We start from the raw sequence: 23,325 nt of genomic DNA on the forward strand, positions 1-23,325 counted from the left end.
GGTCCCGCCGATCTCGGCGGCCGCTTTCGCGGCGAGATCGGCGTCGAGATCCCAGATCGCGACATGGGCGCCGCTGGCGGCGAAGCGTTCGGCCACCGCCCGGCCGATGCCCTGCGCGCCTCCGGTGACGATGGCGGTTCTTCCCTGAAGATCGATCTGGTTCATTGTCGGCCCCTGACTCATTGGACGCGCACCCTAGAGGCTGTCGGGGCGGGTGGACAAGGTTCGCCCTGAGCGTGCAGCGCAGGCGCCATGTCACTGCGAGGAGGCTCAGCACCGTTCGCCGAGCCGTTAAATATTCGATCACTCACGAAGATGTGCGTTAACCAAACCGACCGCGCAGCTGGTCGGGAACAGACTGTCGGCCCGTTTCGAAACGGCACGACGGACGGTTCGCTGTGCCGTTATCCGACAGTCTCGAGCCGCCCGCGCGGTGACTTGCGCCTGAACCGCTCCGTAACGAAACAGCCTGTGTTTTCAGGGGCTTTGACGATTAACCCGATCGGGGCGATTCACTGAAGACACCGTTCACCCTCCCGTCCGGATCGGCTTGACCCGGGGCTTCCTTGGGTCATGACATGATGGCGAAACCGACCCAGACGGACCTCCGACCCGGATTGATCGACATCGTGTCTGCCAGCCTCTCCATAGCCTATGCGAGACGAACCGCCGCTCCGGTGCAACGCAGCTTCGACCTGCGCGACATCGGCGGGATCGAAATCGCTGTGCTGACCAAGGCGGCGGCGTTGGCAGAACTCTCGGATGCGATGGCAACCGGCCGCCATCTCAAACTGGCGTTCTGCAACGCCAACCTCGTCAATATAGCTGCGCATGATCCTGGGCTTCGCCGCCGGCTTGCCGGCTTCCTCGTGCTCGCTGACGGCATCGGCGTCGATATCGGTGCCTGGCTGCTGCATGGCGCACCGTTTCCCGCCAATCTGAACGGGACCGATTTCATACCCTCGCTGTTTGCCTCCGAGCAGCGTGCCCTGCGCGTCGGCCTGATCGGTGGTCGTCCCGGCGTCGCCGAACGCGCTGCGGACTGGCTGGGGCGTCAATTCCCGCAGCATCGCTTCAAGGTCGTGAGCCATGGCTATTTCGACCCCTCGGAGGAGGCAGGTCTGCTCGCCGGCCTGAAAGCGGCGCCGCCGGACCTGTTGCTCGTCGCCTTCGGCAATCCGCGGCAGGAAAGCTGGATCGCCGACAAGCTTGGCCCGCAGCACTGCGCGGTCGCGGCGGGTGTCGGCGCCCTGTTTGATTTCTTTGCCGGAGAGGTGCCGCGCGCGCCCGAAACGATCCGCCGCACGCGGCTCGAATGGGTCTATCGGCTTTGGCTCGAGCCGCGCCGGCTCTGGCGCCGCTACGTGCTCGGCAATCCGGTCTTCCTGTTGCGCCTGCTGCGCCAGCGCTTCTTCCCCGGCAGATCGCGGCAGTGAGCCTGAGCTATGCCATCGCGACGCCGAGCTATGCCGGCGATGTCGAGCGCTGCCGTCTGCTCTGTGCCAGCATCGACCGCTTCGTCACCGGACATGCCACGCACTATCTGCTGGTCGAGGATGGTGATGTTGCCCTGTTCAGGCCGCTGGAAGGCCCGCGCCGGCAGGTGATCGCCGAATCGGATCTGTTGCCGGCCTGGCTCAAGCCGCGCCCCGATCCGCTCAGCCTCGGCCGCCGCCGCGTCTGGACCGGCGCCCGGGCGCTGATGAAGGGGCTGCCGCCGCTGCGCGGCTGGCATGCCCAGCAGCTGCGCAAACTGGCTCTGCCACTCAAAAGCGACGAGGATGTCATCCTCTTCGCCGATTCCGACATGCTGTTCCTGCGGCCCTACGACCTTCACAGCCTGACGACGTCCGAGGGTGTCCGGCTGTATCGCAAGCCCGATGGCATTGCCGCCGACATGCGCGATCACTGCATCTGGTGCGAGAACGCCAGCGACCTCCTCGGGCTTCCCGCGCCGACCTATCCCGGCCCCGACTACATCAACAACATGGTCAGCTGGCGGCGCGACATTGTGCGGGGTCTGGTGGCCCATATCGAGCAGCTCAGCGGCCGCGACTGGGTCAGCGCGATCGCCGCGCGCCGCGGCTTTTCGGAATATGTGATCTACGGCTTCTTCGCCGAACGCGTGCTCGGCCTCGCCGAGGCCGGGCACTGGGCCGACAGCCGCGATCTCTGCCGCAACTACTGGGGCGGCGTGGCCGGCGGCTTCGACAGCCTGCGCTCCTTCGAGGAGGTGATGGAGCCCTGGCAGGTCGCGGTCGGGATTCAATCCTTCATCGGCGAGCCGGTCGACAAGATCAGGGCGCTCTTCGAGACGCAGTGACGGCGGCCGGCGCCTGCGCCAGAAGCCGGTAGGTCACCGCCGCCGACAGCACATAGACCAGCCCGAAGACCAGGTTGAGCCAGGGCGCCCAGGCGTCGTCCGCCGGAAATCTCAGCATCACCCAGGCCAGGAGCGCGGCCTTGAGCGCGGTGATGGCGCAGAGCAGCGCGATCCGCGAACCGGTGCGCTCGCGCGCATAGAGCAGCTCGGCATGGTACTCGACCAGATTGCGGAAGGCCGGCACCAGCAGCATCGGCCAGAACAGATAGGCGGCTTCCGACACGTTGCGGCCCAGAAGCCCAGGAAAGGGCTGCAGCGCCAGGATTACGGCCAAAAGCCCGCCAATCGAGATGGCCGCGATCCCCAATTCGACCAGAGCGAGCCGGCCCGGCCCGCCGGCCAGGCCGCGATCGGCCATGATTTTCTGCACCAGCATCTGGTTGAAGCTGCGCACCGGCATCGCGGTGAGGTCGATGACCCGCATCGCGATGGCGTAAAGCCCGGCGATCCGCTCCCCTGCCAGCGCCAGCATCAGGAGCTTGTCGAGCTCGGCCTGGGTGTAGAACATGATCTCGGCCGCGCTGGCATAGACCGCGTCCGCCATGCGGCGCGGGTAGAGCCGGGGCACAAAGCGCAGCCGCAGCGGCGGCAGGAAGAAGGTCAGCGCCACCACCAGCGTCGCCAATGTCGCGCCAAGATAGGACCACACCCACATCTCCAGGCTGCGATCTCCGAAACTCGCGAAGATCAGCGCCGCCAGCGTGCGCAGCGACGAGCCAATGATGACGAGCAGCGCCGCCTGCCGGAAGCGCCTGACGCCGTTGTTGACGATCGCGACCACCTCGACGAGCCGCCAGCACAGGATCTCGGCGACGAGGAGCAGCGTGAACGGCAAGATCGCCAGCCGATCCGCAAACAGCAGGCCGTAGAGGATCGCCGCGGCGAGCCCGATCGCGGGCAGCGAGACCAGGGCAAGCCCGGCGAATCCGGCAAGATAGGCCCCGAGCAGGCGCGGTTTGACGGTAGCGACGCGATAGACCGGCGAGACGAAGCCGAAGGCGAGCATTCGCGACAGGATCAAGCCGGTGGCCGAAGCCGTGGCGAAAAGCCCGAATTCACCGAGGGTCAACGTATTGGCAACGATGAGGAAGTAAACAAGCGAGATAACGAGCCGGCCCGCTGAGCCGCTCAGGATGGTGAGGTAGGCGAGGATGGCGGCGCGGTCTGGCAGCATGGGGTCCGTTTTCGCGGCGCAGGCGGTGGCGGGCACGACGGTTTGGCCCGGCTTCTGCGTGCCACGTCCGATCTGCCCCGCCGTGTTCTACCTGACAGGCGTTGCGCGACCCTAAACGAAACGGAACCGTCCCCGCCCATGCGACAGCCTGAACCGGATCGACACATTGGCGCCTTGACCCGGCGCGACGCGCTGGTCGCGGCCGCAGGGTTAGGCTCGGCTGTGCTGCTGTCCCCGACCGCCGCGTCGTCGGCGGTGCGGCCGATCCCGTTCGGTTCGGCGGCCCAGATCGAGACCTTCCGCGCCGATCCGCGCTACCGTCAGGCGCTGGCCACCTATTGCGACGTCATCGTGCCGATGAACGACCTCAAATGGGAGGCGATCCGCCATGACCGCGCGCTCTTCGATTTTGCCGGCGCCGATGAACTCGTGGGCTTCGCGCGAAGCCAGGGCAAGGCCCTGCGCGGCCATGCCCTGCTGTGGGGCGAGGCGCTGCCGCCCTGGGCCAGGGAGATGAGCACGCGGGCCGAGGCCGAGCGCGAACTCGTCGATCACATCGAGACGGTCGTCGACCGCTACAAGGGCCAGATCGAGACCTGGGACGTCGTCAACGAGGTCATCAAATTCGATCCGCTGCCCGGCGAGCCGATGCGGGACACGATCTGGCAGCGCCTGCTGGGGCCAGCCCATGTCGAGATCGCTTTCCGCACCGCCGCGCGCATCGATCCCAAGGCGAGGCTCGTCCTGAACGACTTCAATTTCGAGGAGCCAGGTCCCGGCACGGCCGCGCGCCGCAAGATCGCGCTCGATCTCTGCCGCAACCTCAAGGACAAGGGCATTCCGGTGCATGGCATCGGCATGCAGGCGCATCTTTACGCCGACAAGCCGCTCGACATCGACGGGCTGCAGAATTTCATGGTCGAACTCGGCAAGCTCGATCTCGACGTCGAGATCACCGAGCTCGACGTGATCGACTGGAAGCTGCCGGCCGATATCGCCACCCGTGACCGGGCCGCCGCGAGCCTGGTGGGGACGTTCCTCGATACGATCGTTTCCGTGCGCCGGCCAAGGGCGATCGTCACCTGGGGGCTGAGCGATCGCTATTCCTGGGTTCACGAGACCTTCCCCCGCAAGGACAAGGCCCGGGCCAGGCCCTTGCCGCTCGATGCCGATTTCAAGCCCAAGCCGATGATGGCGGTGCTCGACCGTTACCGGCGCAGCCAGAGCTGAGCCGGGTCCCGCTCCGCGGGAACGACCCGAACGATTATGCCCAAGCCGCGCGCTGATCGTCGCGGTTGCCGGCGAGGACTGAAGAGTGAAGCGTCGCGTCATGTTCACCACGAAGACCGCCCTCAGCGAGCCGGAGTCGAGGCCGGAGCGTCGCGAGCGTCGCGAACGCCGGGACGCGCCCGTCGCGGCGCGCGACGTCATGGCGCGATTGACCGACCCGGCCTGGCTGGTCGCGACGCTCTGGGCCCGCAAGGGCCTGATCCTGCTCGCGACCGTCGTCGGGATCGTGCTCGCCGCGTTGGCCAGCCTAATGGTGCCGCCGAAATACGTCTCGACGGCGCAGCTCTTCATCGATCCGCGCGATCTGCGCGTGCTGCAAAACGAGGTCTCGCCCAACGCCACCGGAGGCGATCCGACCTCGATCACCAGTTATCTGGAGAGCCAGGCCCGCATCATCGCCTCCGACAGCATCAAGGCGCCGGTGGTTCGCAGCGAGGGGTTGGACAGGGATCCGGAATTCGGCGGCGAGGCGCCCAAGACGGGATTGTCGCGCCTGTTCGCGGACCTGCTGCCCACCAGCGGCGCGCCGCCTCATGACGGATTGGTCTATGCGCTGGCGGCGCTCGACAAGGTGGTTTCGGTTCGGCGCGGCGAGCGCACCTTCGTCATCGACATCTCAGTCACGTCACGCGAGGCCGCCAAGGCCGCCCGCATCGCTAATGCGCTCGCCAACACCTATTTGGAGAATCAGGCCGCTGTCCGCGCCGACGCCGCCCAGCGCGCGACCGCCGCCCTGACCGCGCGTCTCGAGGAGTTGCGCAACCGCCTGCGCACGGCCGAGGAAAAGGCCGAGCGCTACAAGGAAGCCAATGGCATCGTCGGCGTCGGCGCCGGCAAATCGATGAGCGAGGAGCAGCTCGGGCTCAACAACGCCCAGCTCGTGGCGCTGCGGACGCGGGTCACCGAAGCGCGTGCCAAATACGAGCAGACGGTGGCGACCCGTCCAGCCGGCATCGAGGCCGGCGCCATTCCCGAGGCCGTCGCCTCCAACACGATGACGGCCTTGCGCGCGCAGCTCGGTGCCGCTCTGGCGAAGGAGGCCGATCTCCTGGCCTCGCTGGGGTCCCGTCATCCCGCGCTCGCGGCAGCCCAGGCCCAGACCCGAGACGCCCGCCGCCAGATCGCAGATGAACTGTCCCGCATCGCCCGCTCGGCCAAGGTCGAACTCGACCGCGCCGTCGAGGCCGAGCGCCAGATCGCGCGGCGCGTCGACCAGCTCACCACGAAACAATACGCCGCCGGCCGCGCCTCGGTTGAACTGCGCGAGCTGGAACGCGAGGTCGAATCCTCCCGCGTCGTCTATGACGCCTTCCTGCGCCGGGCCCGCGAGACCGGCGAGCTCGCCGGCATCGACACCACCAATGCCCGCGTTATCGGTGCCGCCATGCCGCCGCTCGACAAGAGCGGTATCAGCCGTCGCACCATCGCCATGCTCGGCGGCATCGCGGGGGGTGGCGCGGGTGTCGCCCTGGCGCTGGGAATGGCCTTGTTTGGCGGCGCGCCGCGCCCGAACCCGAGTCGGCAGCCGCAAGCCCCGGGCGAAGCACGAGAAGACGGCGACGAACAGCGCGCGGCAGCGGACACGACCGCGCCGCCGCCGGAAGCTGCTGCCGCGCCGGCAACGCGCGCGGTCGTTCCTGTCGCGCCGAAGCTGGCCAGCGCCGCCCCGCCGGTCTCGCCGAAAGCCGGCTGGCGGTGCCTGGTCGCGATCCAGGGCGGGCAGGCCGAGCGCGCGCCCGATGCGCTGCGCATGGCTGCGGCGCCGCTGCTGGGGCATCTCCCCGCCGTGCGTCACCGCCGCTGGCGGCGCGACGATGGCGAGGTGCGCTCCGTCTTCCAGGCCAAGACCCATCTCGTCGATGCGATCGACAAGCCCCATGCCGGCTTCGCCAAAGCGGTCGGGGCGGTGCGGGTCGCGCTTGCCGGCCATATGCCGGTCGCCGACAAGGCGGAGCCCACAGGCCATCGCCGCATCCTCGTGCTGGGCCTGCGTCCCGATGCCGGCGCCTCGACACTGGCGCTCAATCTCGCGCTCGACGCGGCCCTGGCGGGGCTGCCGGCCATGCTGGTCGATGTCGGCGGCGGCGAGGACAGCCTGACGCGCGTCTTCGCGCCGGACGCGGCCGCCGGCCTGGCCGAGATCGTCGACGGTACGGTCGGGCTGGTGCGGGCGGCACTGCAGGACGAAGGCACGGGCCTGTTCTTCCTCCCGCGCTTCGGCGGGGCCGATCGGGTCTCAGGCGCCCAAATCGAGTCCGGCTTTCTCGACAAGGCGCGCCGCTTCGGGCCGATCGTGATCGATGGCGGTGCGCTCGGCAGCGATGATCTGGCGCAGCGCTTTGCCGATCTCGCCGACGATATCGTCCTCATCCTGCGTGAAGGCGATATCGGCGACGGCGATCTGGCGCGGGCGACACAGGCGCTCGGCGCCAATGCGCAAAAGCTCCGCGGCTTCGTCGTCAACGAGTCCTGACGGCCGGGAAGAAGCCGGCCTCAGTTGGTCTCGGGCTTGCGATACTGTTCGCTGCGGACGCCGATCTCCGACAGCAGCCGGCCGACCGCGACCTGCGCGTGATAGAGCCCGATCAACCCGGAGCGCGTCTTCAGGCCCAGCACGAGGCCGCGCGGCAGCGAAGCGGCGAGCAGGGCCAGCGACTTGGCCAGGACACGGAGCCGCCCCGCCGGCCCCGGCCGGCGACGCCGCTCGATCTCCGCCGAGATCGCCCCGTTGCGCCGCGCGCGCGCCGCGATCCAGCCGGCTTCGCTGCGGCGTGCCGGCATCGTCTCGCGCTGCGCCGCCTCCTGCACCCACCAGAAGCTGAAACCCGACGCTTTCGCCCGGGCGAAGAAATCGCTGTCGCCGCCGCCGGTGAAGTCGAATTCCTCGTTGAGGAACGGATAGCCCAACCGCTCCAGCACCTCCCGCCGGATCAGGTAATTGGCGCTCGAATAAAGCATCGGAACAGGCCCCGACACTTGATAGTGTGAACGGAACACCGGGTGGGCCGTCAGCCAGGCCCGCGAGGCATCCTCGAATTCCGGTGTCACCGACCCGCCGAACAGGGCGGCGGGCGCGGTCTTGGCCGCGCTGAGGAAGGCATCGAGCCAGAGCGGGTCGGCGCGTTCGTCGTCATCGATGCCCAGCACCTGTTCCAGCGCCGGAAACCGGGTCAGCGCGCAGCGCCAGGCGGCGTTGTAGGCCTTGCAGTTGCCCTGGCGCGGCTCGACGACGACCAGACCCTTGAACAGCCCGGCCGCCAGCAAGGCGGCGGCTCGAATGGCGCCCTCCCGATCGTCGCCCTCGTTCTCGACGACGATGATCGCGAAGTCGTGTCCGCCCTGCTGGGCCGACAGCGAGCGCAGCGTTGCCTCAAGCAGATCGGGCCGGCGAAACGTCGGCACGCAGACCACGCTTTCGACAGCGACGAGCGCCGTCTCGGGCGAGGCGGCGTGCACGATGAAACGCTCGGGCGTGTCGAGGCCCGCAGTGGCACGCTCCTGTGCGCTTCCGCCGCTTTCGGCAGCCATCTGCTCGGTCAAGGCCATGACAACGACAATAGCAGGACCCGCTTAAGGTTCGGTGAGCGCAATGGCAGGATTGGCAGGGTTTCCTGCCAAACTCCATTGGTCATGGTTGCGCGATGCGCTTGACCCGCGCCCGCCGCGGGAGCCTTGCTTCACGGTCGCTTCGCCTGTCATTCTCCTGCCGCCATGGGTCCGCCGCTCTTGCGTCTCGCTTTCCTGACCTCGCTGATCCCCGTGGCAAGGCCCGACACGGGCTTCGAGATCGCCAATGCCGCGATCCTCGACGCGTTGCGCGCCGCCGGGCACGAGGTCGTCGCGATCGGGTTCACGCGCCCGGGTGAAGTTCCGGTCGATCGCGACCATGCGGCGGTCGTGGCCGAAACCGACATCGAGAATGCCGTCGTGTCCCCCGGCCGGCGGTTGCGCTGGATCGCCGCCGCCCTTGGCAGCGGCCTGCCGGTGTCCTGTGCCAAGCTGCGCATGGCGGGGGCGGGCCGCCTCGTCGAAGCCGTGCGCGCGAACGGGCCGTTCGACGCCATCGTGCTGAACTCGGTGATGCTGCCCGGCGCCTTTCCCGAACTCCTGTCGCTGGGGCCCTGTGTGCTGATCGAGCACAACATCGAGCATGTTTCGGCGCGCCAGAGCGCCGGACATGCGCGCAACCCGGTGCTGCGGCGGTTGTTCAGGCGCGAGGCGCGGCTGCTCGAGGCCATCGAGCGGCGCCTGTGGCAGCAGGTCCGCTTCGTCTGGACGCTCTCCGAGGAAGACCGTGTGGCGCTTGGCCCGGCGCTGGCGGATCGATCGGCGGTCCTGCCGCTGGTGTCGAGCCGGCAGGCGGCGCCCGCCAGTGCCCAGGAGCCTGTGTCAGAGCCGTCCCATGATGTCGGGCTGATCGGCACCTGGACCTGGACACCCAATTTCATCGGCCTGGACTGGTTCCTGCGTGCGGTCTGCCCGCTGCTGCCCGCCGACATCACTGTCGCCATCGCGGGCCGTTTGCCGGCCGGGATGGCGACGGTACCGCGCGGCGTGACGCTGTTGGGCCGCGTTCCGGAAGCGGAGGCCTTCCTGCGCTCCTGTCGGATCGTCGCCCTGTCGAGCCGGGCGGGAACGGGCGTGCAACTCAAGACCGTCGAGGCGCTTCAACTCGGATTGCCGGCTGTCGCGACCACGCTGTCCTGCCGCGGCTTTGCGACGATGCCCGGCAATGTCACGCTGGCCGACACACCGGCAGAGTTCGCCAAGGCTCTCGTCGCGCGCGTCACGGCCAGCCGCGCTGGCGATCGCCAACGCGTTGACGGTGCAGCCTTCCTGGCGCGGCAGCAACAGGCGCTGTCACAGGGGCTCGCACGGGGGCTGGCAGCAGCGCGAGGCGACCAGCGATAAATGGGCGCCCTGGGGGGCTTACCCCTCGCTGCTAGTCCGTCGCCTGGTCCTTCCGTTTCCCGATGATCAGCCCAGACAGCGGCCCGGCCGTGATCATCACCAGGAAGACGCGGATGATATGATGAGCCGCCACGAAGGCGACCTCGGTGTGCAACGCCAGCGCGATCAGGCTCATTTCGGCGAGCCCGCCCGGCGAATAGGCCAGAATCAGCGGCACATGGCCATGGACGGAGATTTTCGCCACGAGCCATGCGAAGATCAGCGTCAGCGACAGCAGGATCACGGTCGAGCCGACGGACAAAGCGAGCACGCGCAGGATGCTGCGCGGCGGGGTGCCGACGAAGCGACAGCCGATGGTGATGCCGAGAATCAGCTGCGCGGCATTGACGATATCGAAGGGCGGCACCGAATCGCTGAGGCCCGAGACATGGACGGCGGCGCTGACCAGCATGGGCCCGAGCAGGAATTTGGCCGGCAGCCGCAGCCAGTGGCCGAGCACGATTCCCGCGATCCCGCAGGCGAGCAGGATCAGTTCGGCGGAGAGCGGCGTCTCCAGCAGCGAGGGCCCGGCAACGCGGTTGCCGCCGAGCGGCACGCCGCCGATCCAATGCACGATGAAGGGCAGCGTCATCACCACGAGCAGGATGCGGGCGGAATGGATCAGCGCGATGATGCGCGCATCGCCACCCTTCTCCTCGCCGACCGTGACCATTTCGATCAGTCCGCCGGGCATGCCGGCGAAGAACGCGGTCACCGGATCGAAGCCCCCGACCGTCCTGAAATAGGCCACGCAGGTCACCGCGCAGGCGATCATGAACAGCATCAGGCCCAGGATGGTCGGCAGCCAGTTCGGCAATTGCGTCACGACGTCGGGCTTGAAGCCCGCGCCGAGCATGACGCCGATCACCATCGTCATCGGCGGGCGGATGACCGGGGGCGCCGCGACCGGCCAGCGCAGCAGGGCGGCCGCCGTGCAGACCACCATCGAGCCCAGCATCCAGGGCAGGGGCAACTGAGCCTGGACGAAGAGCCAGCCGCCGGCGCCGCCGATCAGCAGCGCCAGGGCAAAGCGGCCATAGGGAAAGCGCGCGGGCGACAGCGCGCGCACGCCCTCGGCGAAATCGGTGAGCAGTTCCTTCATGCGACGGGAAGGAGGCGGAAGTGGCCCGGTCGGGCAGCGCGGCAGGAGGTTCCCGCGTGGATCGGGCGGGAGAGGGAATTCATCATGCCTTGAGATCCGGGCTCGCGAAGCGGTCGCGCTCTCCTAGACCGCATGCGGAGCATGGCAAAGGCCTGCTGCGGCATGCCCCGCCTGCCCTGCCGGATTGACCAATGGGGAATGGATGGCGACGCAACCCGGCCATGTCTCGCGGTCTCTGGCGCCAGCAGCGCGGTTCGTTGATCAGTGAGGACGATGCGGACAACAACGATTCAAGGCGTCGAAGCCTTCGGTCGGTAGTCGAGGCCGATGAGCGAAGACCGGCAGACCGGGCGGCGAGACGATGGCGCGGGAGAGGATCCGGCGCCTGATGAAGCCCGCGCCGTGGAGCGCGATGGCGCGACGCAACCGATCGCGTCCGATGCTCCGGTTACGGCGTCAGGCAAGGTCGGGACCGCCGCCGCCGCGCCCGAAACCGCAGGCCGCTTCGGGCGCCTCCGCCAGAATCGGCAGGCCTGGTGGCTCAACGCCAGCCCCAATTTGCGCGGCTCCGTCTATATGGTCTCGGCGCTGCTGGTCTATGCGGTGATGGTCGGTGCGATCAAGCATGTCGGCGGCATCATCCCGCTCGTCCAGATCCTGCTGATCCGCCAGATCGTCATGAGCCTGGTCATCCTGGCCTTCGCGGGCGGTGGCATCCGCGCGATGCTAGCGACGCGGCGGCCGGGCCTGCAGATCATCCGCGGGGTCATCACCCTGGTCGCGATGCTGTGCGGCTTCACCGCGATCATCAAGATTCCCCTCGCCCAGGCGACGGCGATCGGCTTCAGCCAGGTTCTGTTCGTCACCATCGCCGCGGTTGTGATCCTGAAGGAGGTCGTCGATGCCAGGCGCTGGATCGCGACCCTTCTCGGCTTCCTCGGCGTGCTCGTCATGCTGCGGCCCGGCAACGAGGGGCTCGACGTCTACGCGCTTTTCGCCGTGGGCGGCGCCTTCTTCAGCGCAGGCATCACCGTCAGCGTGCGAATGCTGGCGGCCACCGAGCGCACGGACACGATCCTGATCTGGCAAGGGCTGGTTCTGGTGGCGGCCCTGGCGATCCCCGCCTGGCTCTGGTGGGTACCGCCCGATGCGACGCAATGGTTCTGGCTGATCCTGCTCAGCCTGTTCGGTACCGCCGGGCAGTGGCTGATCACGCGCGCCTATCAGGTCGGGGAGGCGGCGGCCCTGGCGCCGATCGATTTCAGCCGCCTGCTGCTGGCGAGCCTGACCGGATTTGTTTTCTTCGCCGAGATTCCGGCGCTGTCGACCTGGATCGGCGCGGCCATCGTTATCGCGGCGACGTTCTACACGATCCGACGCAACGCCCATGCCCTGCCGCGCGAGCCGGGCGCGGCCTGAGCGCCGGCGAGGTCTGCCGATCGCTCCGTCCATGAGCCTGGCGATTGCCCTGCCCGGCCGGCTGCGGTTATGGATGGGGGCACGCAATCCGACGCCAATCTTTGCCTGCGCGTGCGCAAGCCAGCCGCGAAGGTCCAAATCATGCGCATCGAGAACGACCCCAAGCTCGATTTCCGCGACGTGCTGATCCGCCCCAAGCGCTCGACGCTGGGCAGCCGCTCCGAGGTCGATGTGAACCGCTCCTTCCGCTTCGCCCATACCGGCGGGGACTGGACCGGCTTCCCGCTGATCGCGGCCAACATGGATGTCGTTGGCACCATGGCCATGGCCCGCGCATTGTTTCGCCATGGCGCGATGGTCGCGCTGCACAAGCATTACGGGCCCGACGAACTCGCCGCCTTCTTCCGCGAGCCGCAATCCGCCAACGCCTTCTTCTCGCTGGGCACGACGGAGGCCGACCACGACAAGCTCGCCCGCGTCCACGCGCAGTCGCCGATCACCAAGATCTGCCTCGACGTCGCCAATGGCTATACCGAGAAATTCGTCGATACCGTCAAGGCCACGCGGGCCGAGTATCCCGATGCCGTGATCATGGCCGGCAATGTCGTCACCGGCGACATGACCGAGGCGCTGATCCTGGCCGGTGCCGACATCGTCAAGGTCGGGATCGGGCCGGGCTCGGTCTGCACCACCCGCAAGATGACCGGCGTCGGCTATCCTCAGCTGTCGGCCATCATCGAATGCGCCGATGCCGCCCATGGGCTGAAAGGTCTGGTCTGCGGCGATGGCGGCGTCACCGTGCCGGGCGACCTCGCCAAGGGCTACGGCGCCGGAGCCGACTTCATGATGCTCGGCGGCATGCTGGCGGGCCATGACGAATGCGAGGGCGACATCCGCTACGAGGAGCGCGATGGCATCAAGGTGCCCGTCGCGATGACCTTCTACGGCATGTCCTCGGACACGGCGATGAAGCGCTACTCCGGCGGCGTCGCCACATACCGCGCCTCAGAAGGCAAGACCGTTGAAGTGCCCTATCGCGGCCCGGTCGAGGGCACGATGCAGGAACTGATGGGCGGCGTGCGCTCGGCGATGACCTATATCGGCGCGGTGCGGCTCAAGGAGGTGCCCAAGCGCACCACCTTCATCATGGTCGGCAGCCAGCTCAACACGGTGTTCGGGAGCTGAAAAGCATCGATTCCCCCGCTACCGCTGCCGGCCCGTCTGTTGCATAGTCCCCGCCGCACTGCAGAAAGCCGCTCACGGCTTCGGGGAGACGATGATCATGACGATGAGACTTCTGGCGGCGACCGCCATCCTGGCCGCGAGCGCCTCGCTGGCGAGCGCCCAGCAACTGGCCCCGAGCCCGACGCTCGACGCCATCAAGGCGCGCGGCCATATCGAATGCGGCGTGCATCTGGGCCTGCCGGGCTTCTCCTTCGCCGACGACAAGGGCGAGTGGACCGGATTGGACGTCGATTACTGCAAGGCGCTGGCCGCCGCCGTTCTCGGCGACGCCAAGAAGGTCAAGTTCACGCCGACCTCGGTGCAGCAGCGCTGGCCGATCCTGCAATCGGGCCAGGTCGACCTGCTCTCGCGCAACTCGACCATCACCTTCTCGCGCAACGCCTCGCTCGGCCTGAACTTCCAGGGCATCAACTTCTACGAGGGCCAGACCTTCATCGTCCGCAAGTCGACCAACGCCAAGAGCGCAGCCGATCTCGACGGTGCCTCGGTCTGCGTCGCCGCCGGCTCGACCGAGGAGAAGAACGCCTCCGACTGGTTCCTCGAGCGCAACCTCAAGGTCACCATCACCAATTTCCAGAAGAACGACGACGCCATCGCCGCCTATGATTCCGGCCGCTGCGACGCCTATACCGCCGGCGTCGGCGCACTCGCCGGCCAGCGCGCCAAGCTCAAGGTTCCTGGCGACCACGTCATCCTGACCCAGCCGATCTCGAACGATCCGCAGGGCCCGGTGACCCGTTGGGGTGACGAGCGCTGGCAGCTCGTCGTGCGCTGGGTGCTCAACGGCACCATCGCCGCCGAGATGCTGGGCGTGACCTCGGCCAATGTCGACCAGATGAAGGCGAGCTCCAAGAACTCCGAAGTCCGCCGTCTGCTCGGCGCCGAGGGCAATTTCGGCGCAATGATGGGGCTGTCCAACGACTGGATGTACAACGCCATCAAGCAGGTCGGGAATTATGGCGAGAGCTTCGAGCGCACCGTCGGCATGGGCTCGGGCCTGAAGCTGGAGCGCGGCCAGAACCAGCTCTGGACCAAGGGCGGCCTGCTCTTCACCCCGCCCTTCCAGTGAGAGAGTAGGCGGGTTTCTGTTCCCCGACCCGCTCAACACAGTGCCCCGTCATCCCGGACAAGCCGCTTAAGCGGCGCAGATCCGGGATCCATCGTAAGGCATCGTCGCGCTTTATGATGGATCCCGGGTCTGCGCTGCGCTTGCCCGGGATGACGCAGTGTTTCCTGACCCCGTTCCCGACCCGGGCCGCCATCGTGACCAAAGCCCTCGCCCTCCTCAACGACAAGCGCGTCCGCGACTGGATCTATCAGATCGGGCTCGTGGTCGCGCTCGTGGCCCTGACGATCTTCTTCGTGCGCAACGCCTCGGAGAACATGGTCAAGGCCGGCATCGCCTCGGGCTTCGACTTCCTCTGGCGCAATTCCGGCATCGACGTGCCCTTCGTGCTGACGGACTACACCCGCGCCAGCCCGATCATCGACCTGTTCTGGGTCGGAGTGGTCAACACGCTGCTGGTCACGGTCGTCGCGCTGGTGCTGGCGACCGCGCTCGGCTTCATCGTCGGCATCGCGCGCCTGTCCTCGCACTGGCTGCTCTCGACCATCGCCGGCGCCTATATCGAGTTCGTCCGCAACATCCCGCTGCTGTTCTTCGTGCTGTTCTGGTATTTCGGCGTGATCGCGGCCCTGCCGGCGCCGCGCGACAGCGTCAGCGTTTTCGGCGTCGCCTTCCTCAACAATCGCGGCCTGACGATCCCGCTGCCGGAGATGCCGGCGAATTTCCGCTGGGCACTCGCCGCGATCCTGCTGTCCTGGCTGGCGCAGGCGCTGGTCTCGCTCTGGGCCCGCCGCCGCAAGGACCGCACGGGGCAGGATGCGCCAATGCTGGCGATCGGCCTCGTGCTGATCGTCATCGTGCCCGCGCTGGCGGTGACATGGGCGAGCCTGGCGACGGGTTGGGACATTCCGGTCCTGCGCGGCTTCAACTATCGCGGCGGCTTCGTCATCATCCCCGAATTCGTCGCGCTGCTGGCGGCGCTGGTGACTTATACGGCGGGCTTCATCGCCGAGATCGTGCGCGGCGGCATCCAGGCCGTGCCCCATGGCCAGGTTGAGGCGGCGTCTGCGCTCGGCCTGCGGCCGTTCCAGACGCTTCGGCTCGTCACCATCCCGCAGGCACTGCGGGTGATGATCCCGCCGCTGACCAACCAGTATCTCAACGTGCTCAAGAACTCATCTTTCGGCGCGGCCATCGCCTATCCCGACGTCGTCAGCCTGTTCATGGGATCGGCCCTGAACAATACGGGGCAGGCGATCGAGATCATCGCGATGACGCTGGCGGTCTATCTCGTGATCGGGCTTGCGGTCTCGGCCTTCATGAACTGGTACAACGCCAGGATCGCGCTGGTGACGAGATGAGCGCGATGGCAATGAACGCAGCAGTCTTGCCTCTTTTGCGCCGCCGCCTGTTCGGCACCCCGGCGACCGGCATCGTCACGATCCTGCTGGCCCTGGCGCTGGCCTGGCTAGCGATTCCGATCATTCGCTGGGCGCTGATCGACGCGACCTGGAGCGGAACGACACGGGCCGATTGCGCGGCCGGTGGCGCCTGTTGGGTCTTCGTCAAGGCGCGCTTCGGCCAGTTCATGTACGGGTTCTATCCGCAAGACCAGCGCTGGCGCGCCGACCTGGCCGGGGTTCTCTTCGTGCTCGGCACGGCGGCGATCGTCTTCGCGCCGCAGCGCCTGCGGCTGAAGGCGGGGATCGCGGCCCTGATCATCCTGCCGTCGCTCGGCATCTGGCTGCTGGGAGGCGGGTTCGGGCTTCGTCCGGTCGAGACCCGTGAATGGGGCGGGCTGATGCTGACCCTGTTCATCTCGGTCTATGCCAGCCTGATCGCGATCCCGCTCGGCATCCTGCTGGCGCTGGGCCGGCAATCGCAATTGCGCGTCGTTCGGCTGATCAGCGTACTGTTCATCGAGTTCTGGCGCGGCGTGCCGATCATCGCGGTGATCTTCCTGGCCTCGCTGCTGCTGCCGCTGATCCTGCCCGGCGGCATCGGCATCGATCGGCTGGCCCGCGCCGTGATCGGGCTGGGCCTCGTCATCGCCGCCTATATGGCCGAAGCGGTGCGCGGCGGCCTGCAGGCGCTGCCGCCCGGCCAAAGGGAGGCTGCGACCGCGCTCGGGCTGACCTACTGGAAGGCGACGGGGCTCATCATCCTGCCCCAGGCGCTGCGGATTTCGCTGCCGGCGATGACCAACGAATTCATCGCGCTGGTCAAGAACACCACGCTCGTTCTGGTCGTCTCGATCCTCGATCTGCTCGGCATCGCCCAGGCCTCGCTCGCCGACCCCGCCTGGGTCGGCATGAGCATGGAAGCCTATGTCTTCTCAGGCTCGATCTACTGGCTGATCTGCTTCGCGCTCTCGCGCTGGAGCCGGCATCTGGAAATGATGGGAAGGCGGCAGCAGCGGTGATGGGCCCAAACGAAGAAAGCCGGCCTCGCGGCCGGCTTTCTCCTGAGACGATAAGGGAACGATGCTTCAGGCGCGGGCCACCTTGCCGCGATCGCGCCGGCGGTCGGAGGCCGGCTGATAGGCGATGCGGGAATGGTAGGTGCAATAGGGCATGCCGGTCTGCGAGCGGCCGCCGCAGAAGCGGAATTCCGGAGTCGTCGGGTCGCCCATCGGCCAGCGGCACATAAACTCGCGCAGATCCATGATGGTGACGCGCTCGGAGAACGGGATCACCACATCCTCGGATGGGGCGGGCGCCTGTTCGACCTCGGCCTGCGCCTCTGGCTCGGCATATTGGGGCGCAAGCGCATTGGCGCCGCGCGTCATCCCGCCCTGGCTGGCACCCGGCGCGCCGCTCATCGGGTGGCTGGGCGAGCGGGTCGGCGCCTTGCGGGGGGCTGCGTTGCGCGGCGCGCTGGTGGCGCTGGGGTTTTTCGCCCGGCCCGAAAGGCCGAGACGATGCACCTTGCCGATCACGGCATTGCGCGTCACGCTGCCGAGCTCGGCCGCGATCTGGCTGGCGCTGAGACCGTCGCTCCAGAGCTTCTTCAAAAGCTCGACGCGCTCCTCAGTCCATGCTCCGGCTTCGTTCATCGGGCTCACCTGTCTTGTCCGGCCGGCTCCTGGCGGAACCGTCCTAAGGGCGGATCATGGCGGAATCCGATACCGACGGCGCCCGTCGCAAAACGGAAGCCGTGACAGCCGAAACTGACGGTACAGGGGACGCCGCACGAGATGTCGTATCTGACGAGGAAGACCCTACAAGATGCGTGGACTCTCGGACAAGAGTCGCCGAATCGGAAACGACCTTTTCCCCAGACGATTCGCCAATCGCGCGTCAAGCGAATCCTTTCGGCAACACTTGCGCCGTCATGAGGGACAATCGCATGTCGCACGTCGCGTGGCACAGGTGGAGGCCGGGCCCGGTCGCGGCGTCATCGGTCTGCGAAACGCCAGGCGAGCCGGAATTGACAGGAGCGACGCCCTTTTGCATAGTCTTGCCCATATCGACGCCGCCCCCTTGGGCGGCGCTTATGTTTTACGGATCAGGGCCTTCCATGAAGCGGCTGACGGCGCGACGAGACCTTGGAATTTGGCTGCGACGATAACGTCGTAGCCGGGTCGCAATCGGCTGTGCAGCTGAAGCTGTGCGGCGGGCAGCCCGGACCACCGTTCCCGTTCAGCCACTCCGCTCTCATTCGCCCGTTGCGAGGATCGCATATCATGGCCTCTGCCCCTGTTTCCGCCGCGCCGTCCCTTTTGCTGCCGACCTATGCCCGCGCGCCCGTCGCCTTCGAGCGCGGCGAAGGCGCCTGGTCGATCACGGCCGACGGGACCCGCTATCTCGATTTCGGCGCCGGCATCGCCGTCAATGCGCTCGGCCACGCCCACCCGCATCTGGTCGAGGCGCTGACCACCCAGGCCGGCAAGATCTGGCACACCTCGAATCTTTACACGATGCCCGAGGGCGAGCGCCTGGCGCGCCGGCTTTGCGAGGCGACCTTCGCGCAGCGCGCCTTCTTCACCAATTCCGGCGCCGAGGCGAACGAGGCCGCCATCAAGATGGCGCGGAAATATCATGCGGCGAAGGGCCATCCCGAGCGCTTCCGGATCATCACTTTCGAGGGCGCCTTCCATGGCCGCACGCTGGCGACCATCGCCGCCGGTGGGCAGCAGAAATACATCGAGGGCTTTGGCCCTAAGGTCGATGGTTTCGACCAGGTGCCGTTCGGCGACCATGACGCACTGAGGGCCGCAATCACCGGTGAAACCGCCGGCATCATGATCGAGCCGATTCAGGGCGAGGGCGGCTTGCGGTCGGTGCCGCCGCAATGCCTGCGCGGCCTGCGCGAGCTTTGCGACGAGCACGGCCTGATGCTGATCTTCGACGAGATCCAGACCGGCGTCGGCCGCACCGGCAAGTTCTTCGCCTATGAGCTGTCGGGCGTGACCCCCGACATCATGTCGGTCGCCAAGGGTATCGGTGGCGGCTTCCCGATGGGCGTCTGCCTCGCCACCGAGGAGGCGGCATCGGGCATGACGCTGGGCACCCATGGCACCACCTTCGGCGGCAACCCGCTCGCCATGGCGGTCGGCAATGCGGTGCTGGACGTCATCCTGGCGCCGGGCTTCATCGACCATGTCGCGCAGACCGCGCTGCGGCTGAAGCAGTCGCTGGCCGAGCTGAAGGACAAGCACCCGCAGGTCATCGCCGAGATCCGCGGCGAGGGGCTGATGCTGGGCCTCAAGCTGCATACGCTGAACACCGATTTCGTCGCCGAGGCGCGCGCCGCTGGTCTGCTGGTGGTCGCGGCGGGCGACAATGTCGTGCGGCTGCTGCCGCCGCTGATCATCGGTGAGTCAGAGGTCGCCGAGGCGGTCTCCCGTCTCGACCGTGCGGCATCCGCCATCGAGGCGGCGCTGAAGCGCCCTGCGGCGGAGTAACAGCGTCCGCTCCTTGCGGTCGGGCTTTTGCATCCGGCCGGTTCATTCTCGTCAAGCGAAGGACGCGCCCGTGACGCGCCATTTCCTCGATCTCTCCGATTTCTCCGCCACGCAGCTGCGCGCCATCCTGCGCGCCGGCGAGGACATCAAATCGCGCCGCCGCACCCCTGAAGCCGCCACGGACCGCCTGCTCGAGGGCAAGGTCGTCGCCATGGTCTTCGAGCAGCCGTCGCTGCGGACGCGGGTTTCCTTCGATGTCGGCATCCGCGAACTCGGCGGCTCCCCGATGATGGTCACCGGCCGCGAGATCGAACTCGGCGAGCGCGAGACCATCGCCGACACGGCCCGCGTGCTGTCGCGCTATGTCGATGCGATCATGATCCGCATGCTCGACCATGACGCCGTGGTCGAGATGGCGAAATATGCCACCGTGCCGGTCATCAACGGGCTGACCAAGCGCCAGCATCCCTGCCAGGTCATGGCCGACGTCATGACCTTCGAGGAGCGCAGGGGCTCGATCCAGGGCAAGCGCATCGCCTGGACCGGCGACACCAACAACGTCCTGACCTCCTGGATCCACGCCGCCGGTCGGCTCGATTTCGAGCTTGCCATCGCGACGCCCGCCGAGCTGGCCCCGCCACCGGCCATCCTCGCCTGGGCCAAGACGCAGGGTGCGAAGCTTTCTCTCACGACGAAGCCGGAAGCAGCCGTCGAGGGTGCCGATTGCGTCATCACCGATTGCTGGGTCTCGATGGGCGACGAGGAGGGCACGCGTCACAATCTGCTGCGCCCCTACCAGGTCGATGAGCGCCTGCTCGGCCGCGCCGACAAGGACGCGATCTTCATGCACTGCCTGCCGGCGAGCCGGGGCGAAGAGGTCACCGACGGCGTCATGGACGGTCCGCAATCGGCCGTCTTCGACGAGGCCGAGAACCGCCTTCACGCACAGAAGGGCATTCTGGCCTGGTGCTTCGGCGGGGTCGCCGCCTGATGGCCGATGCTGCTGACACCGGGGTAACGATCGCCGCGCTCGACGATCGCGTCATGCCCTTCACCGTGCCCGATCTCGATGTGCGCGGCCGCGTCGTGCGGCTGGGCACATCGATCGACACCATCCTCGCCCGCCATGGCTATCCCGAAGCCGTGGCGCGGGTTCTCGGCGAGGCTGCCGCGCTGACCGTTTTGCTCGGCACGGCGCTGAAATTCGAAGGCCGTTTCCAGCTCCAGACCAAGAGCGACGGGCCGATCTCGATGATGGTCGTCGATTTCAACGCGCCGGACGTCTACCGCGCCGTCGCCCATTTCGATGCCGACAGGCTGGCGGAAGCCGAGGCCGAGGGCCTGCTCTCCACCGGCGATCTGCTCGGCGAGGGCCATCTCGCCATGACGGTCGACCAGGGCTCGGCCACGACGCGCTACCAGGGCGTCGTCGCGCTGACCCGCCAGAGCCTGGAAGAGGCGGCGCATCAGTATTTCCGCCAGTCCGAGCAGATTCCGAGCCGGATTCGCCTCGGCGTCGGCGCGATCGTCACCGGCGAGGGCCGGCAATGGCGCGCCGGCGGGCTCTTGGTGCAGTTCATGCCGCATTCGGTCGATCGTTTGCGTGCCGCCGACATTCATCCCGGCGATGCGCCCGAGGGCCACGAAATCCTGACCAACACCGACCCCGACGGCATCAACGACGATGCCTGGGCCGAGGCGCGCTCGCTGGTCGAGACGGTCGAGGATCACGAACTGCTCGATCCGCTTTTGGAGAGCGAACGCCTGCTCTACCGGCTCTTCCACGAACGTGGCGCGCGCGTCTTCGAGCCGGTTCTGGTCCATGAAGATTGCCGCTGCTCGCGCGAGCGTGTGCTCGGCATGCTGCGCGGCTTTTCGGCCGAGGATCGCAAGGCCATGGTCGCCGATGACGGGCAGGTCGCGATCACCTGCGAGTTCTGCTCGCGGCGCTATGTCTTCACGCCGGGTGAAGTCGAGGACGGGCTGGCGGCAGAATAGCGCGTGTCATCCCGGAAAAGCCGCGAAGCGGCGCAGATCCGGGATTCATCATAGAGCGCGCTCAGTGCCCTATGATGGATCCCGGGACGACCTGCGGTCGCCCGGGATGACGGTCATGTTTCCGCACAAGCTCATCAGGCTCTAACGCAGCCTACCCCCGGCACTCCGCCATCAGCTTGCGCATGAAGGCCTCGCCGGCAGCGACCTGCTCCAGCGTGATGTACTCGTCGGGCTGATGCGCCTGGTCGATCGAGCCCGGCCCGCAGACGATGGTCGGCAGCCCCGCTCGCTGGAAATGCCCGGCTTCCGTCGCATAGGCGACCGCGATGGTGCGGTTGCGGCCGGCCAGCCGCATCGCCAGCGTCTCGGCCTCGGAGCCCGGATCGGGCGCGAGACCCGGCACATCCGAACTCATCACAGTCTCGATCGCAGCCGCAGGCGCGGTCTTGCGCATCCGGGCGAGCACCTCCTGCGACAACGCGGCGAAACGCGCCGGCACGTCCTCGACATCCGAACCCGGCAGGCAGCGCACCTCCCAGGACAAATCGCAGCGATCGGCCAGGATGTTGCGGGCGATGCCGCCATGGAACTTGCCGACATGCACCGTGTCATAGGGCGGGTCGAAACGCCCGCTGGTATCGGGATCGGCCTCGCGCTCGTCGGCCATCGCCACCAGCCCGGCAGACAGCCGGATACCGCCATGCACGGCGCTCGCCCCCAGATGCGGCTTGGAGGAATGCGCCGGAGCGCCGGTGATCGTCGTGAAGAAGGTCCGGATGCCCTTGTGGGCGTCGGCGAGCTCCAGCGAGGTCGGCTCGCCCACGATCACGGCGCGCGGCCTGGGCAGGTCGATCCCCATCCGGGCGATGCCATCGACGACGCCAAGGCAGGTGACCTCCTCGTCATAGGAGAAGAACAGGTGGATCGGCGTCTTGAGATCGGCGGCCAGGAAATCGGGTACCAGCGCCAGCGCCAGCGCGATGAAACCCTTCATGTCGACCGCGCCGCGACCGTAAGCCTTGCCGTCTTCGATGTGCAGCGTGAACGGGTCGCGGCTCCAGGCCTGGCCCTCCACCGGCACGACGTCGGTATGGCCAGACAGCAGCACGCCGCCCCGGTCCTGCGGGCCGATCGTGGCAAACAGCGCCGCCTTGTCGCCCGTTGCGTTGGGGATGCGGATGGAGGAGACGCCCCAGCCCGCGAGATAATCCTCGACGAAGGCGATCAGCGGCAGGTTGGATTTGTGGCTCACCGTGTCGAAGGCGACGAGCCTGGCGAGCATGTCGAGCGGCGCCAGGCGCTGCCCGTTTGGAGAATGCGCAGTCAATGCAGGACCTTCTTCACATAAGGGGAATCGAGCGGGAACAGCGGCACCTCGACATCGAAGATCACGCCGTCCTCGCCGAGCATCGCATAGAAGCCGCGCATCGCACCGTCGGGCGTCATCAGCGGGCAGCCGGAGGTGTAGCTGTAGCTTTCGCCCGGCCGTAGCACCGGCTGCTGGCCAACGACGCCTTCGCCGCGCACCTCATGCACCTCGCCGCGCCCGTCGGTGATGAACCAGTGGCGGCTCATGAGCTGAATGGTCTGGGCCGAGAGATTGAGGATCTCGATGCTGTAGGCCCAGAAATAGCGGCCCTGGGCCGGCGAGGATTCACCCTCCATGAAGCTCGGCGCGGCGGTTACGCGCACGCCATGCGTCTCCGCTTGATACATCGCGACGGTCCCGTTGCTGATGCGCCAGCCGAGCCGGCACAGACCCTTTGTTATCGAGGCGCGGGCGGCAGGGTCA

The 23,325-nt window shown here is 67.4% G+C and carries 20 protein-coding genes; 13 read left to right on the forward strand and 7 right to left on the reverse strand.

Annotated elements, in window-relative coordinates; all coding sequences use genetic code 11:
- The coding region (locus tag IP69_RS09660) for an SDR family NAD(P)-dependent oxidoreductase (protein WP_156323377.1) at positions 1-165 on the reverse strand (165 nt) is incomplete at its 3' end.
- Positions 166-629: 464 nt separating this feature from the next.
- Between IP69_RS09660 and IP69_RS09665 the strand changes: the two genes are divergently transcribed.
- Positions 630-1,436 carry a WecB/TagA/CpsF family glycosyltransferase gene (locus IP69_RS09665; protein ID WP_248306780.1) on the forward strand — a complete coding sequence of 269 codons (807 nt, stop codon included), beginning with the start codon at positions 630-632 and terminating at the stop codon, positions 1,434-1,436.
- The gene (locus tag IP69_RS09670; protein ID WP_248306781.1) at positions 1,433-2,323 is read left to right on the forward strand and encodes a DUF6492 family protein; all 891 of its coding nucleotides are present in this window, start codon (positions 1,433-1,435) and stop codon (positions 2,321-2,323) included. The genes IP69_RS09665 and IP69_RS09670 overlap by 4 nt, the downstream gene beginning before the upstream one ends.
- Here IP69_RS09670 and IP69_RS09675 read toward each other — a convergent pair.
- A complete protein-coding gene (locus tag IP69_RS09675; RefSeq protein WP_054142660.1) occupies positions 2,298-3,557 on the reverse strand; it encodes a hypothetical protein in 1,260 nt (419 codons plus the stop codon). The genes IP69_RS09670 and IP69_RS09675 overlap by 26 nt on opposite strands.
- Positions 3,558-3,731: 174 nt before the next feature.
- Between IP69_RS09675 and IP69_RS09680 the strand changes: the two genes are divergently transcribed.
- Both IP69_RS09680 and IP69_RS09685 read left to right on the forward strand, forming a co-directional pair.
- Entirely contained in the window at positions 3,732-4,787 is a 1,056-nt protein-coding gene (locus IP69_RS09680; protein ID WP_054142620.1) for an endo-1,4-beta-xylanase, read from the forward strand.
- An 85-nt stretch (positions 4,788-4,872) separates the two neighbouring features.
- Positions 4,873-7,320, forward strand: coding sequence for an exopolysaccharide transport family protein (locus tag IP69_RS09685; RefSeq protein WP_156323378.1), 2,448 nt, complete (start codon positions 4,873-4,875; stop codon positions 7,318-7,320).
- Between the two features lie 20 nt (positions 7,321-7,340).
- On the opposite strand, the gene IP69_RS09690 is transcribed toward IP69_RS09685, so the two are convergent.
- Entirely contained in the window at positions 7,341-8,375 is a 1,035-nt protein-coding gene (locus tag IP69_RS09690) for a glycosyltransferase (RefSeq protein ID WP_082359198.1), read from the reverse strand.
- 198 nt (positions 8,376-8,573) lie between these two features.
- On the opposite strand from IP69_RS09690, the gene IP69_RS09695 reads away from it, so the two are divergent.
- Entirely contained in the window at positions 8,574-9,758 is a 1,185-nt protein-coding gene (locus IP69_RS09695; protein ID WP_054142662.1) for a glycosyltransferase, read from the forward strand.
- 31 nt (positions 9,759-9,789) lie between these two features.
- On the opposite strand, the gene IP69_RS09700 is transcribed toward IP69_RS09695, so the two are convergent.
- The gene (locus tag IP69_RS09700) at positions 9,790-10,899 is read right to left on the reverse strand and encodes an AbrB family transcriptional regulator (protein ID WP_054142622.1); all 1,110 of its coding nucleotides are present in this window, start codon (positions 10,897-10,899) and stop codon (positions 9,790-9,792) included.
- Positions 10,900-11,226: 327 nt separating this feature from the next.
- Between IP69_RS09700 and IP69_RS09705 the strand changes: the two genes are divergently transcribed.
- The 5 genes from IP69_RS09705 (at position 11,227) to IP69_RS09725 (ending at position 17,051) form a co-directional block, all read left to right on the forward strand.
- Positions 11,227-12,318, forward strand: a complete 1,092-nt coding sequence (locus IP69_RS09705) for a DMT family transporter (protein WP_054142623.1) — start codon at positions 11,227-11,229, stop codon at positions 12,316-12,318.
- Between the two features lie 141 nt (positions 12,319-12,459).
- Positions 12,460-13,503 (forward strand): GMP reductase, encoded by a 1,044-nt coding sequence (locus tag IP69_RS09710; protein ID WP_054142663.1) that lies wholly within the window; start codon positions 12,460-12,462, stop codon positions 13,501-13,503.
- 97 nt (positions 13,504-13,600) lie between these two features.
- Positions 13,601-14,632 carry an amino acid ABC transporter substrate-binding protein gene (locus IP69_RS09715; protein WP_054142664.1) on the forward strand — a complete coding sequence of 344 codons (1,032 nt, stop codon included), beginning with the start codon at positions 13,601-13,603 and terminating at the stop codon, positions 14,630-14,632.
- Positions 14,633-14,826: 194 nt separating this feature from the next.
- Positions 14,827-15,990 carry an ABC transporter permease subunit gene (locus IP69_RS09720; protein ID WP_054142665.1) on the forward strand — a complete coding sequence of 388 codons (1,164 nt, stop codon included), beginning with the start codon at positions 14,827-14,829 and terminating at the stop codon, positions 15,988-15,990.
- An 11-nt stretch (positions 15,991-16,001) separates the two neighbouring features.
- The gene (locus tag IP69_RS09725) at positions 16,002-17,051 is read left to right on the forward strand and encodes an amino acid ABC transporter permease (RefSeq protein WP_210165943.1); all 1,050 of its coding nucleotides are present in this window, start codon (positions 16,002-16,004) and stop codon (positions 17,049-17,051) included.
- A 66-nt stretch (positions 17,052-17,117) separates the two neighbouring features.
- Here the strand turns inward: IP69_RS09725 and IP69_RS09730 are convergent, their stop codons facing one another.
- Entirely contained in the window at positions 17,118-17,684 is a 567-nt protein-coding gene (locus tag IP69_RS09730) for a GcrA family cell cycle regulator (RefSeq protein WP_054142625.1), read from the reverse strand.
- A 630-nt stretch (positions 17,685-18,314) separates the two neighbouring features.
- On the opposite strand from IP69_RS09730, the gene IP69_RS09735 reads away from it, so the two are divergent.
- The 3 genes from IP69_RS09735 to IP69_RS09745 all read left to right on the forward strand — a co-directional run bounded on the left by IP69_RS09735 (position 18,315) and on the right by IP69_RS09745 (position 21,533).
- On the forward strand, positions 18,315-19,535 hold the full coding sequence (locus tag IP69_RS09735; RefSeq protein ID WP_054142626.1) for an aspartate aminotransferase family protein: 1,221 nt from the start codon (positions 18,315-18,317) through the stop codon (positions 19,533-19,535).
- A gap of 70 nt (positions 19,536-19,605) precedes the next feature.
- Complete coding sequence (gene argF, locus IP69_RS09740; protein ID WP_054142627.1) at positions 19,606-20,526, forward strand: ornithine carbamoyltransferase; 921 nt, start codon at positions 19,606-19,608, stop codon at positions 20,524-20,526.
- Positions 20,526-21,533 carry an Hsp33 family molecular chaperone gene (locus IP69_RS09745; protein ID WP_054142666.1) on the forward strand — a complete coding sequence of 336 codons (1,008 nt, stop codon included), beginning with the start codon at positions 20,526-20,528 and terminating at the stop codon, positions 21,531-21,533. The genes argF and IP69_RS09745 overlap by 1 nt, the downstream gene beginning before the upstream one ends.
- 151 nt (positions 21,534-21,684) lie before the next feature.
- Here IP69_RS09745 and argE read toward each other — a convergent pair whose 3' ends face one another.
- Positions 21,685-22,860: an acetylornithine deacetylase gene (argE, locus tag IP69_RS09750; RefSeq protein WP_248306782.1), complete on the reverse strand. Its 1,176-nt coding sequence runs from the start codon at positions 22,858-22,860 to the stop codon at positions 21,685-21,687.
- Complete coding sequence (gene apaG / locus IP69_RS22125; protein ID WP_197279790.1) at positions 22,857-23,225, reverse strand: Co2+/Mg2+ efflux protein ApaG; 369 nt, start codon at positions 23,223-23,225, stop codon at positions 22,857-22,859. The genes argE and apaG overlap by 4 nt, the downstream gene beginning before the upstream one ends.
- Positions 23,226-23,325 lie beyond the last annotated feature (100 nt).

Source organism: Allobosea sp. AAP35 (genome assembly GCF_001295925.1).
In the GTDB taxonomy this organism is placed as follows: domain Bacteria; phylum Pseudomonadota; class Alphaproteobacteria; order Rhizobiales; family Beijerinckiaceae; genus Allobosea.

Bases quoted from the DNA above. Each gene is read 5' to 3' on its own strand.
- IP69_RS09690 (WP_082359198.1), bottom strand. From the start codon at position 8,375: ATGGCTGCCGAAAGCGGCGGAAGCGCACAGGAGCGTGCCACTGCGGGC.
- IP69_RS09735 (WP_054142626.1), top strand. From the start codon at position 18,315: ATGGCCTCTGCCCCTGTTTCCGCCGCGCCGTCCCTTTTGCTGCCGACC.
- IP69_RS09725 (WP_210165943.1), top strand. From the start codon at position 16,002: ATGAACGCAGCAGTCTTGCCTCTTTTGCGCCGCCGCCTGTTCGGCACC.
- IP69_RS09730 (WP_054142625.1), bottom strand. From the start codon at position 17,684: ATGAACGAAGCCGGAGCATGGACTGAGGAGCGCGTCGAGCTTTTGAAG.
- IP69_RS09700 (WP_054142622.1), bottom strand. From the start codon at position 10,899: ATGAAGGAACTGCTCACCGATTTCGCCGAGGGCGTGCGCGCGCTGTCG.
- IP69_RS09745 (WP_054142666.1), top strand. From the start codon at position 20,526: ATGGCCGATGCTGCTGACACCGGGGTAACGATCGCCGCGCTCGACGAT.
- IP69_RS09710 (WP_054142663.1), top strand. From the start codon at position 12,460: ATGCGCATCGAGAACGACCCCAAGCTCGATTTCCGCGACGTGCTGATC.
- IP69_RS09675 (WP_054142660.1), bottom strand. From the start codon at position 3,557: ATGCTGCCAGACCGCGCCGCCATCCTCGCCTACCTCACCATCCTGAGC.
- IP69_RS09715 (WP_054142664.1), top strand. From the start codon at position 13,601: ATGACGATGAGACTTCTGGCGGCGACCGCCATCCTGGCCGCGAGCGCC.
- IP69_RS09705 (WP_054142623.1), top strand. From the start codon at position 11,227: ATGAGCGAAGACCGGCAGACCGGGCGGCGAGACGATGGCGCGGGAGAG.